Genomic DNA, 14,697 nt, shown 5'->3' with positions numbered 1-14,697 from the left:
ACAAATATTGTTCCGTTTTACAATATTATGAATTTATTGGTTCATTATTTCTTGAAAATAATCCACCATTTGACCTACATGAATGGCATCCATTAATCCGTGATGAACGTGAATTGACATAGACATTTTTCTTTTTCCTTTTTTGGAGACAGTCATTTTTCCAAAAGAAATTTTAGGGCTGCTGTCAGGGAAAGTCATGTTTCGGGCATGTGAAAGCGAGCTAAAATTCAACCAGGGAATTGCCGAAAAATGAATGAGGTTGTCATCATTGAATTCTCGTGTGAACAAACCGGTTGTGTTTTGAATACGATTGATTTCAGTTATGGCGTTTTGTTCAAAAATGCTGTAATCAGGATGGTATTCAATTAGAGAAAATCCAAAAGTACCATCGGCTCGGCTTATTGTTGCTGATCCGTCAATCCGGTCGTAAATGTAAATATGGGTGTTCTCCATTCGGTATTTGAAACTTTCAAAGGCATTGACCGCCACTAGGGTTTTGTGTAAATAATAAATAAAAAAAGAAGTACCCAGTGACTTTGCCTTGTCATAAGCTTTGGTGCAGTCGATGGTTACGTTTGCCCCAAAAAAAGGTTCCTGCATTTGTTTAAAAAAAAGAAAATGATCTTTTCGATTCCAATTGTCCAAATCTAAAATTTTTCTCATTTATATGGTATTTAGGGATGATAGGCTTCGTCGGAATGTGAACTTTAATGATAAGCAACTTTTATTTAAAAAAGCCTAGCTAAAATACTAAATAAAAAGCATTTTTGCTAGGACTGTTTTTTTAAAAAAGAACTCTCAGGTTTCCAATATTGTCAAGACTTCTGTTATTTTTTCAAATGTCTTAAAATTTTTGTGTTCCACTTTATGATCGATTTTTTCATGTGCCCAAGTAGTGTGAAAAGGAATATGAACGGCATGTCCGCCAATTGTTAAAACAGGCAATACATCTGATTTTAGGGAATTGCCGATCATGAAGAATTCCTCGGGTTTAATTTCCAAGCGTTTGATCAGATCCGAATAATCGACTTCTTGTTTGTCCGACATCACTTCAATATGGTGAAAATAATGCCCTAAGCCCGAATTGTGCAACTTTCGGCGTTGATCCAGCAAGTCGCCTTTGGTGGCAACGACCAATTTGTATTTTCTGTGTAAAGCTTGTAAAGTTTCCTCAACTCCGTCCAATAAAACAATCGGTTTTTCGAGCAGTTCTTTTCCGTATTGAATTATTTTTTCGATGACTTCGATTGGAATGGTGTTGTTCGAAATTTTTATCGCCGCTTCTATCATCGAAAGAATATAGCCTTTGATTCCGTAACCGTATAATTTGAGATTATCGATTTCGATTTTGAATAGTTCTTTTGAAATCCCTTGATGCGACAAATAATCTTCCATCAAACCACAGAATTTTTTCTCGGTTTCATCAAAATAGGTTTCGTTGACCCATAAGGTGTCGTCAGCGTCGAAGGCAATGACTTTTAAGTTCGATATAGAGTTTGTATTTGACATGATTTTTGTTTTAGTTCTTAGAAAAAAGTCTTTTCAAAGAAAAGACCTTATCGTAAAAGGTAATTCGGATTCCGAAAAGTAGAATAATTCCGCCGAAAACCATTTGTAAAGTTATTTTTTCTTCCAAAAAGAACCAAGCCAAGATAGAAGTAATTACGGCCTGACTTAATAAACTCAATGAAACTCTCGTCGCAGGCATGTGTTGCGTGGCATAACTGATAGAAAGCCAAGCACAAAGTTGACAAATTAATGCCTGAAGGACCAACACAAACCAGCCGGCATCTGAAAATCCGGTAAAAGGTTGATCCAAACTATAACAGAGAATTCCTAAATAAATACTGGAAGCGAATAAACTGATGGTCATGAACGATAATACATCGACTTTTGAAAGAACATTTTTGCTGATCAAAAGATAAATGGAATAGAAAATACCTGATAAAACGGCAAACAGAAAAGCCTTGTCAAAATTCATTTCAATGAAAAATTCAAAACCAACCAAAACCACCATTCCGAATAACGAAACTATTGTTCCCGTCCAGAAATTTACGCCAGGTTTTGATTTTAAAAATAAAAAAGAACCAATTCCAACCCAAACTGGGGATAAATTTGTCAATAACGATGCTTGAGTTGCACTTGATTCCTGAATCGCGATATTCCAAACCGCAACATCCGATGAAAATAAAATACCGCAAAATGCCGCCAAAAGAGCGAATTTTAAAGTTGGCATTTTAAAGTTTTTACTTAAAAGCGTGTAAGGCATAAGTAAGAGAAAAGCAAAAAACATTCGGTAAAAAGCCGAAATTAACCCAGGGGTTAAACGTAATTTTACCAATATCGGGAAAATCGAAATGCAAAGAATACCGTAGATTAAGGCTAATCTTGGTTTGGTGAGTTTCATGTTTTTAATCGTTTGTGCTTTTTTAAAAAAATAAAAAGAAATTGCGCGAATCAATTAAAAGATTTAACCGATTCACGCAATTTATATGAATTATAAAATTTAATTTATCGTTTCGCCATTTCCAACGCCATCAGCATCTGGATTTACGAAAACCAATTTTCCTTCGGCATTGGTAGTCATCAAAATCATTCCTTGACTTTCTACACCACGAAGGTTTCTCGGAGCCAAATTCACAAGAACGGTTACACGTTTTCCGATAATATCTTCTGGTTTGAAACTTTCGGCAATTCCCGAAACGATCGTTCGAACGTCAATTCCGGTATCCACTTTCAAAATCAAAAGTTTATTGGCTTTCGGCATTTTTTCAGCTTCAAGGATTGTTCCCACACGGATATCCATTTTGGCAAAATCCTCATACTGAATCAAGTCTTTTTGAGGTTCTGCTTTTTTGTTTTCGGCGTTATTTGCCGTTTTGGTTGCTTCCAATTTATCTATTTGTTTTTGGATTTCTTCGTCTTCTATTTTGGCAAACAATAATTCGGCTTCATCAATTTGATGACCGGCAGGAATTAAATCGGAATTATCCGAAACAGTATTCCAGCTCAAAGCTTCATTAATATTCAAAATACGTTTTAATTTCGTAGCGGTAAAAGGTAAGAACGGTTCACAAAGCGAACTCAAAGCAGCAGCGATTTGCAAGGCAACATACATTTGGGTTTTGGTGCGCTCTTCATCCGTTTTAATCATTTTCCAAGGCTCTTCGTCAGCCAGGTATTTGTTTCCAAGTCGGGCAACATTCATCATTTCGCCAAGTGCTTCCCTGAATCGGTATCTTTCCAGCGAACTAGCAATCACTGCTGGATACGCTTTCAATTCGGTTAGAGTCTGCTCGTCAACTTCTGATAATTCATTTGGTTGAGGTACGATTCCGTTGTAATATTTGTTGGTCAACACCACCACACGATTGATGAAATTTCCAAAAATAGCCACCAATTCACTGTTGTTTCTAGCCTGAAAATCTTTCCAGGTAAAGTCGTTGTCTTTGGTTTCCGGAGCATTTGATGTCAAGGCATAGCGTAAAACATCCTGTTGATTTGGAAATTCTTCCAAATATTCGTGTAACCAAACTGCCCAATTTTTGGAAGTTGATAATTTATTTCCTTCCAAATTCAGGAACTCATTCGCAGGCACATTATCTGGCAAAATATAGCTTCCTTCGGCTTTTAGCATCGCAGGGAAAATCACACAATGAAAAACAATATTGTCTTTCCCGATGAAGTGAACCAATTTTGTGTCTTGGTCTTTCCAATAAGGTTCCCAATCTTTCCCTTCTCTTTGAGCCCATTCTTTGGTAGAAGAAATATAGCCAATTGGAGCATCAAACCACACATATAATTTTTTTCCTTCGGCGCCTTCAACCGGAACGTCAATTCCCCAATCCAAGTCGCGGGTTACCGCACGAGGCTCAAGTCCGCCGTCAATCCAGGATTTTACTTGCCCGTAAACATTCGGTTTCCAGTCGTTTTTATGTCCAACGAGAATCCATTCATTCAAAAAATCAGAGTAACGATCCAGAGGCAAAAACCAGTGTTTCGTAGATTTCAACACAGGAGTCTCACCCGTAATTGTTGATTTTGGGTTGATTAAATCCGTAGCGTTTAATGTAGAACCACATTTTTCGCATTGATCGCCATACGCTTCTTCATTACCACATTTTGGGCAAGTCCCAACTACAAAACGGTCTGCCAAAAATTGATTGGCTTTTGCATCATACAATTGCTCGGTTGTTTCTTCAATAAAATCACCGTTGTCATACAATTTTCTAAAGAATTCCGAAGCCGTTTCGTGATGGATCTTTAACGAAGTTCTGGAGTAATTGTCAAACGAAATACCGAAATCAGCGAATGATTTACGTATAATTCCATCATATTTGTCAATTACTTCCTGAGGAGTAACCCCTTCTTTTTTGGCTTTCATCGAAATGGCAACACCGTGTTCGTCGCTTCCGCAAACAAACAAAACGTCTCTTCCCTGCAAACGCAAATAACGGGAATAAATGTCCGAAGGCACGTAAACACCCGCCAAATGCCCAATGTGTATAGGTCCATTTGTATAAGGCAATGCCGCAGTAATGGTATATCTTTTTGGATTCTGTATCATAACTCAATTTTATTGGGTGCAAAAATAAGCAATAGAATTGAGAGTTTAATGGTTTTTATTAGGAGCTAATCCCGCTATACGCTACAATCTTGTGTGCCTCTCGTCTTTTGGGACGAGACGGCACACAAGGATTTTCACTTCTATCGGGGCTAGGGACTTGGGGTTTCAGGACGGGTTAGTAATATTTAGTCTGTCTCTTTGCTTATATTTGCAAACAGAATTTGAAGATTATAAACCATGGCTAAAGGACCCGAAAAAAATACCAAAAACAAGGCTTTACACACCAAATTACTCAATCGGAAAAAGGCTAAACTTCAGGAAGAGAAAAAAGAAAGAGCTTTGCGTCTAAAAGCTTTGGTTGCCAAAATGAATCAGCAAAAAAGCAGTGACGATTCGAAAGCAGACTAAAAACATTTCTGTTCTTAGTTATTTTACCCGAAATTTGCCAAATATTTAAAAACAAACTCTATGGAATTCGGCAGAATAATAGTTTCGGAAACAGCCTTCAACAGTGAAAATCTTCAGGATGTCATTCACTCCAATATTTCGGTAATCAATCTAATGCGTGAGGAAGGTGTCGATGACGAACTCATTCACGAAGACGCCTTGACCAGTTATTATTTGGATTATTACTATACCCAATATGTTACAGGAAACTTTGCAAAATTCGTCCACAGCTCAGGTTGGAATACTGAGTTAAACGAATTAATCAAAGAAGGTTTAGCGTTGATTGGCGCCGAAAAGCATTTGGAATTATTCCAACAACAATCGAAAAAAGTAAAATTAATAAGCAGCATAAAACTTAATAAATTCCTGAACGGAAAATTGGAAGGAGTGAATCCAACCCGGGATTTGCTTAACACAGACGCTTTTTTTGAAATAGAAGAAAACTTGGTTACTTTGAATGCTAATTTTCTAAAATCCCATCCCGATTTCCAAGTTCTTTCCGTTGATGAAATGTTTGCCACTTTGGAAGAATTTGTAGGTCACGAGATTAAACGTGAATAGCCTCATTTAACCGAAAGGTTCGAAGAGCTTTACGTTCGTTTTGATTCGTTTGCGAACCTTGCCGTTGAGTAATTGTAATTTTCTGTATTTCAGTAAATTAATTTTTTTGGAATAACTTAACTAAAAAAAGAAATACCTTTATAGTTTTGAAAATTAAAGTTTTTCATTAATTTTCTTTTGCCCTAAATGCTGTTTATTGTTTAACTTAAAAAATAAGAGCATGCAAAAAATTACTTTTTTAATTAGCGGGTTTTTACTTCTTTTCGTTGGATTTGTTATGATCCCTTTTTCGGTTCAGGCAAGTGAAATGAATCCGAATTCATCGATTGTTTTTAAACATTCTCAAAAGCATCATGATCCAATAATTCAGGATAAGAATTTAATCAGAGGGAAATGGGGAATGGATGATTCAGCGATTGAATTGCAAGTTTTGGAACTTTTGAAAAATGGAGGATTGGAAGTAAATTATTCGAATTCGAAATTGGTTTTTATCGAAAAAGCTGGTTGGACTCAGTCTTCGGATGTTTTGAGGATATTTGTTATTTACAGACAAGACGATAAACCGGGTTATAGTTTATCGTTAAATTATGTTGCAGATAAAGATCTACTTGTAGGCATTTATACTGACGCTTTGGACAATAAATCATATAATGTCACTTTTAGGAGGATCAAATGATTTTCTTTGAATTAGATTTATCATGAATAAAAAAAACCACTCGCCGCGGCGAATGGTTTTTTTATAAAACTTATATTTGAAATAATTTTAAAGTTTGAAAGTAACTCCAAATTTACCACCGCTGTTTACGGTATTTCCTCCGAATTCAAGATTGATACCAAAATTTTTGGTAAAGAAATAACGACCACCTACCTGAAGTCCAAGGCCAACAGTATCATCATCATGATAACCGTTATCATTACTCCAAGCATAGTATGTTAAACTCGCTCCGGCGTAGAAATTAAAATTGCTCGGCATATTTAAGATTCTGTTGAAATGGTAATTTCCATTGGCACCAATTCCTACTGCATGGGAATTATAATGATTGTTTTGATATGCGTAATTATCTGTTTGAAAAGATAATTGACCTCCAAGAGTCCAATCTCTTGCAATCCCGTAATCAAGACCAAAATAGACAGGCACTCCCCATCCCGAAAATCCTATACCTGCGTTTAATTGTGTTCCGCCTTGTTCAAGAGGTGCTTGTGCAAATGCACCAACTGATAGAAAGCCAAAGGCAATCATTAAAATTAGCTTTTTCATAATCTTTCTTTTTAGTTTTTAAATTACAGGGCAAAAAATACATGGTTAAGTTTTTACCCCTCGTTAAGTAAATGTTTTAGAATTTCTGTCAAGCATTTAACGAGAAATTTAAGTTTTTATTTTGCATCTTCTGTAAAGATCTAAAAAAAACTGCTTTATTTCATAATGGAAATTAAGTTTTTTCTGTCTTTTGCTTTCAAACGTGCCTGAAAATGAATTAAATTGTTTTTTGGTGAAAGATTGATTTTTAAAGTTTCAAAAGATTGAAAAAAGGAAAAAATTTTGTTTTTGGCAATGATGAAGCGCCAGTCTTTGGTTTTCAGTTTGTCAAGATGAATATATAAATATCCAATTTTAGGAACAGAAATTTGAGAATTTTCAGTTTTTGTTAGATTGGCTTCCAGTTTAAAAGAATTGTCTTCGACGAAAGCTTTGGTTTGTGCCAAAGGAAAATTGACAAAAACCGAATGATTGTCAATTGTATTTTGAGTTTTCAGGTAATTATAGATTTTTTTGGAATCAACGGTCTGGATCGAAAAGCAAAAAGATGGTTCAGGGTTAGTACTGACAGTTACTTTTTTGATCGGATTAAAATCATCGTCATAGTCGTAACTGATAGCCGAATCCTTCTTCTCAATGATTTTGTTTAATACTAATTCTGTTTTGGTCGGGTTGCGGACTAAAATGGAATCTAAATCAAAACCCAGCATTTTATTGATTTTAGCTGAATTTTGTTTGAGGATGTTTTGCCCCCGAATCATTTCGAAATTAAATCCTAGTGACAATAATGCATTTGGATTTTGAGAGAATTGAAATTCTTTTTTGAATTTTGGTTTCAATGCGAGAAAGCCGTCAACTGTTATTTCGTTGTCTTCCAATTTCAGATTTAGGATTCCGTCCTTTTCCAGAATGCTATTTTTTTTAATCCAAAACGTTACTGCATTGTTTGTATCTATCGTTTTTTTTATTCTTTTGGTATCCAAAAAAAGCTTTTTGATAAATAAATTTTCGGCTGTTTGTAATGCAATTTGTTTTTGTTTCTCAGAAATGTTAGAAACCAGAATTTGATCCGAATATTTTACTATAAAAAGTGCTTTTGACTTAGAATAATAGGAACTCATCCCGTTTTGAAGCTCGGTTTGATTAAAGTTAGTTTTAGTTATGGCTTTTTCAAATGTGGTTTCATTTTCAATTTTTAATGCAATAAACCATTGTGAACCGGGTTGGTTTTCGATGTGAAAAAAAGCAAAATAATCGGGTGCTTTTATTCCGAAATCAGAAAGTTCGAAAAGCTTTTCAAATTTAGTTTCTGGTTTCTTCCATTGCCATTCAGAAGGATTTTTTAGATAAGAAATAGCAAAATAATTCCGAATGTTTTTTGCATCGGCTACAATAACTCGATCGGTATTTTGAGGAATGCATTTTTCTTCAAAAACTTTGTGATAGCCATACCAATATAAAAAAAACACACTCCCAATGACAATAAGGAGTGTGGCAATTCTGTAATGATAACTTTTTGGTCGCTTCATTAAATTATTCGGTAGCTTTTGTTGCTTTTTTATTTTCGATATAAAATTCATTAATAATATCAAAGATATACTGCAGACTGTTGGCGTGCTCTCCCTTGATAGTGTATAGCGCGTCCGAAACAATAGCACTATTTTTGAATTTGGATTCTACTGTGATTTCGCCGGCATTTCTCAAAGCAATATCATAATAATTGCTTTTGGTGTCCTTGTCAATTTCAGTTTTGGATGCTTCAATTATTTTTTGAACATCAAACCAGGCTGCCGAATTGTTTTTGGAAATGGATTTCTTGAAATCGGAACGAAGTGGCATTACGGTTTGATGGATGAGGTTTTCGATATTTTCTTTTGAAGTGGTTATCATTACCACGCCATTTTTCAATCCGAGATATAAGTTCTCCAACAGGTTGTCTTTTTCAAAATGAATGGTGTAATATCCATTGGTCAATTGATAATCAGTCGCGGTAAATTTGCTTTTGTTTAAAGGAAGTTGAAGCAATTTGTTTACAAAAGACTCATTTCGGGTATTAATAAGAAACGAAAAGTTTGGCTGAATTTCGTCTCTGGTGCCTTTGGTTTCTATTTGCTGATAATTTTCATCATAATCGATGTGAATATAATCACGATTTACTTTTTTGAGGTCATGGAGAACAAAAAGAGCGTTCCCTGGAATGAGGTCGGCAATGGCTTTTTCGTCCAAAAACAAAGCAACAGCATCAATCAAAACATCGGCCTCGTTGCCGCTTGCTTCTTTGGTATAGGATTGGTAAACAGAATTCAAAGTGGTTTTAAGAACTTTGTATTCGTAGTTCATAATAGCTTCCGTATTCATTGCAATAGAGTAATATCCCAGAACATTGTTGCCTACATAATTCAATAGGTTTTTGTCAATTTTTGAATCACATATTTCGTCATACGATTTTTTTGTTTCATCGTTTTTTGGCGATATTACCTGATTTAATCGGATTTTGTCTTTTTCAAAATAGCCATTCATGTGGAAATTACTATTGAGGATACCGTTTTTGTAAATTCCCGCCAAAGCAGAATTTGATCCTAGAAAACTGGTATATAACTGTGAAGTTAATGCATCCAAATCGGCGAAAATATAAAAATCGGATTTAGGGTTGTTGTTCTTAAATACAGTTGAATTTACTGCGGTTATTTCTGTTTTGGAATCAAAGGCTTCTTTGAAAATCAAATCAACAACCGGATTAATTTTTAATCTTTCGATGGAATCGGTTTTCTTTAATTCGAGTTCAAATAATTTTTTATTGGTTTCTTCCAATTCGGCGTGGGCTTTATCCTGAGCAGCATAAATTTCTTCTTCAGTACGCTCAACAACCGCAGGATCTCCTTTTGTTTTATTCGTCTTCTTTCCTTTTGTGTTTTTTCCTTTTTTATCAGGATCAGGAGTTGGTTTAATTTCTTCTTTTTTAGGAGTTTCGTCAGCTATTGCTACTGAGTCTACAAAAACTGCTGTAGTATCGATGTTTGTTAAATCAGAATAAGGCTCTGTTTCAGAGTAAATAGATTTTTTTGGCTTGGTATATGAAGCATTTACCATAATAGCAAATTTATCATTCCATGCCAAATGATGATTTTTGGAAGAGGAAATACTACTGTAGGAACTTTGTTTTTTTACTTTAAAGTTTTCTCCATATTTGGCTTGAATAATTTTTTCGAACAAAGACACATTATTTAGCGGAATCATAATCACATAATTCATCACAGAGTCTTTGTTGATGTAATAATGATACTGTTTGTTGGCTATGTCAATGCCGGTCTGAGTTAAATCTTTTGGCAAAAATTTTAATTCTTTTTCCAATAATTCTTGTACCCAAGGATATTCCTGAATGGTTTTGATTGCAACTTTGTCGTTAAAGTTTTTGCCGTTAAAACACATGGCAAAAGGAGCATTGTCCGGAACTTTGCTGGCCAAATCTTGGGCTTTTATTGTTGAGCAGAAAAGAATAACAAGGAGTAGGGTATATTTTTTCATCTTTATTTAGTTGAGGGTAATTGTATTTTCTATTTTTTCGCTTCCGTTAATCACGTTTATTACCGAACCGTTCAGTTTGATAGCTTTGTTGCTTTTTGATGTGACTGCATTTTTGTTGGAAAAGGATTTGATGGTCGAATCAAATTTGTAAACCGCAGTGTATTTGGCGGTTTGAAAAACTTCCTTGTCTGCTTTTTCCAATTTATCGTATAAGGCTTTTATTGGCACTTTTTGGCTTCGGACAAATTTTTTATCAGTGAATGTAAAATAATCTGTTGCAATTGGTTGGTTTATTTTTTTGCTATTTTTAAGTTTTAAAAAGACCGAATTGAGATTGCTTATTTTTTGGAAATCCAAATCAATTGTAAAAATATAGTTCGTTAAATCGATATTGGTTTTTACGTTGGAAATTCCTGTGGTGTTTTGTGCCAATTCTTCTATTTTCGAGGCTTCTTTTATAATTTCTTCTTTGGAAGGAATGATATAGCCGTTGACTTTTTGCATTTTCAAAATCGAATTGATTTTAGTTTTGCTTTGGCTAAAATTGATTACGAAATTAAAATGCCCCGAACCGTCGTCTTTCATTTTTACTTCTTCAATGACTTCAAAGCAGCTTTGGAACAGAAAGACAAAACACAACAAAGGGATAAAATAAACTTTTTTCATTCGATGTTTTCTTACAGGTTTTTAGTTCAATACTTGTAAGTAATGGCGTAACAAAGGAAAGGATAAAATTTCTCTTTTGAATTTATTTAATACGTTTTTTATCCTACTTATTTGATTTTAGTCGATTTTGACGGAGCTTTTAAAGTGGATTTCAGCCATAAAAAACCAATGATACCGGATAAAAAAGAAGCAAGCAAAATGGCTATTTTGGAATAAGTGATTACTTCCTCACCATCATTTTTGAAAGCCAAAAGGGTGATGAAAATAGACATCGTAAATCCTATTCCTCCTAACATTCCAGCTCCTAAAATATTTCTCCACCGAAGGTCTCTTGGCAGCGTGCAAATGCCCAATGCAACGGCAATGAATGAAAAGAACCAAATTCCCAAAGGTTTTCCTATCACTAGCCCTAAAATAATCCCGATTGAATTTTCATGGCTCAAACCTTCGTACCAGTTTGAATTTATGGCGATGCAGGTATTGGCTACAGCAAATAAAGGGAGAATGATAAAGGCTACGGGTTTGTGTAAAAAATGTTGCAGTCTGTACGAAGCCGTTTTTTTTCCGCCATTGCCAAATGGAATCACAAAGGCTAATAACACTCCGGTGATGGTCGCGTGTACACCTGAGTTTAGCATAAAATACCACATAAAAGCACCGCCAATTAAATAGGGAGCCAGATGATGTACTTTGCGACGGTTTAGGATAAACAATAATCCCATGATTACAAAAGCAATAATCAAGTTTACAAAAGCAATGGTTTGCGTATAAAATAGGGCAATAACAAGAATGGCACCCAAATCGTCAATAACGGCAAGTGCGGTCAGGAATACTTTTAATGAGGCTGGAATTCGATTACCTAATAAAGACAGAATCCCAATGGCAAATGCGATGTCTGTCGCCATAGGAATCCCGGCTCCGTTTTGTGTTAACGTTCCGTAATTCAATGCCAGAAAGATTCCTGCGGGAACAATCATACCGCCAAATGCTCCAAAAATTGGAAGAATAGCATTTTTGATATTGGCCAATTCGCCATCATACATTTCCCTTTCCAATTCTAATCCGATCAGTAAAAAGAAAATAGTCATTAACCCGTCATTAATCCAATGCGTAATGGAATGGTGTCCGATTTCTGTTTCCCAAAAGGCAATATATTCTGTCTGAAAAGACGAATTAGCCAACAATAAGGACATAACGGTTGCAAAAAGGAGAAGAAGACCGCCCGCCTTTTCGCTTTGAAAAAATTCAGTAAATGTTTGGGTTAATTTCATTTCGAAGATTTACTTTAATAATGAATTGCTAATTTAAGAATTGTAGGTTAATTATTCGGGCTTCAAGGCATAAACCGTGATTTTTTAATTAATTTTGAGGCTCTAATTCTGTAATCCCTTTTTATGGACATCAAAATTCTTCATATTGATAGCAACCATCCTTTACTTTGGAATCAATTGGAACAGGCTGGTTTTATCAATCACGCCGATTTTACTTCTACAAAACAAGAAATTGAAGCCAAAATTCAAGACTATCAAGGAATCGTTATTCGAAGCCGTTTTAAAATAGACAAACAGTTTTTGGACAAAGCGACCAATTTACAGTTTATTGCCCGGGTTGGAGCCGGACTGGAAAGCATCGATTGTGATTATGCAGCTTCAAAGAATATTGCGCTGATTGCTGCTCCCGAGGGAAATTGCAATGCGGTTGCCGAACACACTTTGGGGATGATATTGTCATTGTTCAACAAATTAAACATTGCCGATAGCGAAATCCGTTCTGGAGAATGGAATAGGGAAAAGAATCGTGGCCATGAACTTGATGGGAAAACCGTTGGGATTATCGGGTATGGAAACATGGGAAAAGCGTTTGCCAAAAAACTCCGTGGTTTTGATGTGGAAGTTTTGTGTTATGACATCAAAGAAAATGTTGGCGATGCCAATGCAAGACAGGTTTCGTTACAGGAATTACAACAAAAAACAGATGTTTTGAGTTTGCATATTCCTTGGACTCCTATAACGGATAAGATGGTCAATTCGGATTTTATTAACGCTTTCGCAAAAAACATTTGGATTATCAATACTTCCAGAGGCAAGAACATCATTACTGCCGATTTGGTTACCGCGATGCAGTCCGGAAAAGTGCTCGGCGCAGGACTGGATGTTTTGGAATACGAGAAACTGTCTTTCGAAAACCTTTTTCAAAATAAAAATACACCCGAAGCTTTTCAATATTTATTGGATGGACGAAAAGTGATTTTAACACCGCACATTGCCGGTTGGACTTACGAAAGTCATGAACGATTGGCGCAGGTTATAGTTGATAAGATTAAAGCTTTGTACGGGAAAAAGTAAAGTTGTAAGATTTTAATGGTTTAAAATTAGAATTTTGTGATATTTTTTATAATTTAGGAGGCATTATTAACCTATTAAAAAAAGATTATGTTTGAATATTACAAAAAAGTGGTTTTTGAAAACTATGCAAATTTTTCAGGAAGAGCCAGACGAAGTGAGTATTGGTATTTTTTATTGGCACAAATTATTTTTCTAATTGTTGCAACGATTATTGACAAAGTAACAGGATTAAATTTTGAGCCACTGCCTTATGGTTATGTTTACCTTGCTTACTCATTTGCAGTTTTTTTACCAGGTTTAGCAGTTGGTGTTAGACGTTTACATGATGTAGGTAAAAGTGGATGGTTTTTCTTTATTGCTTTGATTCCTTTGATAGGTTCAATTTGGTTGCTAGTGTTGCTTTGCCAAGAAGGAAATGCAGGAGAGAACGAATATGGAACTGATCCAAAAAGCAACTTTGATGAGATAAATAATATAGGACAAACTGAATATTAAATTATGGAAAATTCAAGACAAGAAGATTGGAATAGGCCACAGCCAATTCAACAGGAAAACAAAAAAGTTTTAGCTGGAATTTTAGCTATTTTATTTGGAGGACTAGGGATACATAAGTTCGTTTTAGGTTATACTCAGGAAGGAATAATTCAACTTATCATTACTGTAATTACTTGCGGAATCGTAGGAAGTACTATTGGCTTGATTGAAGGAATTATTTATTTGACTAAGTCGGATGAGGAGTTTTATCAAACCTACCAAGTAGGAAAGAGAGGTTGGTTTTAAAATGAGAAAATTAAAATCCTGATTTTTTTAGGATAGATTATATTTAGAATCGTATCATTTGACTAACTTTCGAAAAAAAAGATAAAAAGTGAAGCGGGATCTTAAAATACTCGGAATTATTGGGGCTGTAATAACCCTTATAGTTCCGTTTTTTTTGATGTTGTACAATCAGAATGATCATCTTGAAACAGATCAGTCCTTATGTCCTTTCAAAATGCTTACAGGTTTTCCTTGCCCAGGCTGTGGAATAACAAAGTCGTTGGTCTATTTGTATGAAGGAAATCTTTATAAAAGTTTGTCTTATCATATTTTGGGGCCTTTTGTAATTCTTTTTTGTGTGATTACGATAATCGTTCTTTTTACAGAATTGATTACAAAAAAAGAGTATTTTAACGGAATCATATACAACAAAAAACTGGCTTATTTTTTGGCTTGTTTTTTGATTTTTTATCAAATAATTAGAATTACCCGTTTCATAGAAAATAATACCTACGATTCTATTTTAAAGGAATCCATTTGGAAATAAGCACAAAAAATCCCGTCTCATT

16 protein-coding genes are annotated in these 14,697 nt (G+C 34.9%); 7 read left to right on the top strand and 9 right to left on the bottom strand.

All coding sequences use genetic code 11. The features are described 5' to 3' along the window. Positions 1-33: 33 nt before the first annotated feature. From OZP12_RS01175 to metG, 4 genes are all read right to left on the bottom strand, one after another. Positions 34-663 (bottom strand): chloramphenicol acetyltransferase, encoded by a 630-nt coding sequence (locus OZP12_RS01175; protein WP_281227225.1) that lies wholly within the window; start codon positions 661-663, stop codon positions 34-36. Positions 664-798: 135 nt separating this feature from the next. Beyond that, positions 799-1,509: an HAD family hydrolase gene (locus OZP12_RS01170; protein WP_281227224.1), complete on the bottom strand. Its 711-nt coding sequence runs from the start codon at positions 1,507-1,509 to the stop codon at positions 799-801. A gap of 10 nt (positions 1,510-1,519) precedes the next feature. After that, on the bottom strand, positions 1,520-2,407 hold the full coding sequence (locus tag OZP12_RS01165; RefSeq protein ID WP_281227223.1) for a DMT family transporter: 888 nt from the start codon (positions 2,405-2,407) through the stop codon (positions 1,520-1,522). A 99-nt stretch (positions 2,408-2,506) separates the two neighbouring features. Continuing rightward, a complete protein-coding gene (metG, locus tag OZP12_RS01160; protein ID WP_281227222.1) occupies positions 2,507-4,567 on the bottom strand; it encodes a methionine--tRNA ligase in 2,061 nt (686 codons plus the stop codon). A 237-nt stretch (positions 4,568-4,804) separates the two neighbouring features. On the opposite strand from metG, the gene OZP12_RS01155 reads away from it, so the two are divergent. The 3 genes from OZP12_RS01155 to OZP12_RS01145 all read left to right on the top strand — a co-directional run bounded on the left by OZP12_RS01155 (position 4,805) and on the right by OZP12_RS01145 (position 6,251). Further along, the gene (locus tag OZP12_RS01155) at positions 4,805-4,975 is read left to right on the top strand and encodes a hypothetical protein (protein WP_281227221.1); all 171 of its coding nucleotides are present in this window, start codon (positions 4,805-4,807) and stop codon (positions 4,973-4,975) included. 60 nt (positions 4,976-5,035) lie between these two features. After that, positions 5,036-5,575 carry a DMP19 family protein gene (locus tag OZP12_RS01150; protein ID WP_281227220.1) on the top strand — a complete coding sequence of 180 codons (540 nt, stop codon included), beginning with the start codon at positions 5,036-5,038 and terminating at the stop codon, positions 5,573-5,575. A gap of 220 nt (positions 5,576-5,795) precedes the next feature. Beyond that, positions 5,796-6,251, top strand: a complete 456-nt coding sequence (locus OZP12_RS01145; protein WP_281227219.1) for a hypothetical protein — start codon at positions 5,796-5,798, stop codon at positions 6,249-6,251. Positions 6,252-6,338: 87 nt separating this feature from the next. Here the strand turns inward: OZP12_RS01145 and OZP12_RS01140 are convergent, their stop codons facing one another. The 5 genes from OZP12_RS01140 to nhaA form a co-directional block, all read right to left on the bottom strand. Further along, positions 6,339-6,833, bottom strand: a complete 495-nt coding sequence (locus OZP12_RS01140) for an outer membrane beta-barrel protein (protein WP_281227218.1) — start codon at positions 6,831-6,833, stop codon at positions 6,339-6,341. Between the two features lie 155 nt (positions 6,834-6,988). Next, the gene (locus OZP12_RS01135) at positions 6,989-8,362 is read right to left on the bottom strand and encodes a hypothetical protein (protein WP_281227217.1); all 1,374 of its coding nucleotides are present in this window, start codon (positions 8,360-8,362) and stop codon (positions 6,989-6,991) included. 4 nt (positions 8,363-8,366) lie between these two features. Then, complete coding sequence (locus OZP12_RS01130; protein ID WP_281227216.1) at positions 8,367-10,358, bottom strand: hypothetical protein; 1,992 nt, start codon at positions 10,356-10,358, stop codon at positions 8,367-8,369. A 6-nt stretch (positions 10,359-10,364) separates the two neighbouring features. After that, complete coding sequence (locus OZP12_RS01125; protein WP_281227215.1) at positions 10,365-11,024, bottom strand: hypothetical protein; 660 nt, start codon at positions 11,022-11,024, stop codon at positions 10,365-10,367. Positions 11,025-11,131: 107 nt separating this feature from the next. Continuing rightward, positions 11,132-12,295: a Na+/H+ antiporter NhaA gene (gene nhaA, locus OZP12_RS01120; RefSeq protein WP_281227214.1), complete on the bottom strand. Its 1,164-nt coding sequence runs from the start codon at positions 12,293-12,295 to the stop codon at positions 11,132-11,134. Positions 12,296-12,418: 123 nt separating this feature from the next. Between nhaA and OZP12_RS01115 the strand changes: the two genes are divergently transcribed. The 4 genes from OZP12_RS01115 (at position 12,419) to OZP12_RS01100 (ending at position 14,675) form a co-directional block, all read left to right on the top strand. After that, on the top strand, positions 12,419-13,369 hold the full coding sequence (locus OZP12_RS01115; RefSeq protein ID WP_281227213.1) for a 2-hydroxyacid dehydrogenase: 951 nt from the start codon (positions 12,419-12,421) through the stop codon (positions 13,367-13,369). Between the two features lie 87 nt (positions 13,370-13,456). Then, complete coding sequence (locus tag OZP12_RS01110; RefSeq protein WP_281227212.1) at positions 13,457-13,864, top strand: DUF805 domain-containing protein; 408 nt, start codon at positions 13,457-13,459, stop codon at positions 13,862-13,864. A 3-nt stretch (positions 13,865-13,867) separates the two neighbouring features. Next, the gene (locus tag OZP12_RS01105; protein ID WP_281227211.1) at positions 13,868-14,149 is read left to right on the top strand and encodes a TM2 domain-containing protein; all 282 of its coding nucleotides are present in this window, start codon (positions 13,868-13,870) and stop codon (positions 14,147-14,149) included. Between the two features lie 88 nt (positions 14,150-14,237). Then, positions 14,238-14,675 (top strand): DUF2752 domain-containing protein, encoded by a 438-nt coding sequence (locus tag OZP12_RS01100; protein WP_281227210.1) that lies wholly within the window; start codon positions 14,238-14,240, stop codon positions 14,673-14,675. Positions 14,676-14,697 lie beyond the last annotated feature (22 nt).

The sequence above is a fragment of the Flavobacterium aquiphilum genome (assembly GCF_027111335.1).
GTDB classification, from domain to species: domain Bacteria; phylum Bacteroidota; class Bacteroidia; order Flavobacteriales; family Flavobacteriaceae; genus Flavobacterium; species Flavobacterium aquiphilum.
This window is presented reverse-complemented; position numbering and strand designations above follow the sequence as displayed.

Bases quoted from the DNA above. Each gene is read 5' to 3' on its own strand.
- OZP12_RS01175 (WP_281227225.1), bottom strand. From the start codon at position 663: ATGAGAAAAATTTTAGATTTGGACAATTGGAATCGAAAAGATCATTTT.
- OZP12_RS01170 (WP_281227224.1), bottom strand. From the start codon at position 1,509: ATGTCAAATACAAACTCTATATCGAACTTAAAAGTCATTGCCTTCGAC.
- OZP12_RS01165 (WP_281227223.1), bottom strand. From the start codon at position 2,407: ATGAAACTCACCAAACCAAGATTAGCCTTAATCTACGGTATTCTTTGC.
- metG (WP_281227222.1), bottom strand. From the start codon at position 4,567: ATGATACAGAATCCAAAAAGATATACCATTACTGCGGCATTGCCTTAT.
- OZP12_RS01155 (WP_281227221.1), top strand. From the start codon at position 4,805: ATGGCTAAAGGACCCGAAAAAAATACCAAAAACAAGGCTTTACACACC.
- OZP12_RS01150 (WP_281227220.1), top strand. From the start codon at position 5,036: ATGGAATTCGGCAGAATAATAGTTTCGGAAACAGCCTTCAACAGTGAA.
- OZP12_RS01145 (WP_281227219.1), top strand. From the start codon at position 5,796: ATGCAAAAAATTACTTTTTTAATTAGCGGGTTTTTACTTCTTTTCGTT.
- OZP12_RS01140 (WP_281227218.1), bottom strand. From the start codon at position 6,833: ATGAAAAAGCTAATTTTAATGATTGCCTTTGGCTTTCTATCAGTTGGT.
- OZP12_RS01135 (WP_281227217.1), bottom strand. From the start codon at position 8,362: ATGAAGCGACCAAAAAGTTATCATTACAGAATTGCCACACTCCTTATT.
- OZP12_RS01130 (WP_281227216.1), bottom strand. From the start codon at position 10,358: ATGAAAAAATATACCCTACTCCTTGTTATTCTTTTCTGCTCAACAATA.
- OZP12_RS01125 (WP_281227215.1), bottom strand. From the start codon at position 11,024: ATGAAAAAAGTTTATTTTATCCCTTTGTTGTGTTTTGTCTTTCTGTTC.
- nhaA (WP_281227214.1), bottom strand. From the start codon at position 12,295: ATGAAATTAACCCAAACATTTACTGAATTTTTTCAAAGCGAAAAGGCG.
- OZP12_RS01115 (WP_281227213.1), top strand. From the start codon at position 12,419: ATGGACATCAAAATTCTTCATATTGATAGCAACCATCCTTTACTTTGG.
- OZP12_RS01110 (WP_281227212.1), top strand. From the start codon at position 13,457: ATGTTTGAATATTACAAAAAAGTGGTTTTTGAAAACTATGCAAATTTT.
- OZP12_RS01105 (WP_281227211.1), top strand. From the start codon at position 13,868: ATGGAAAATTCAAGACAAGAAGATTGGAATAGGCCACAGCCAATTCAA.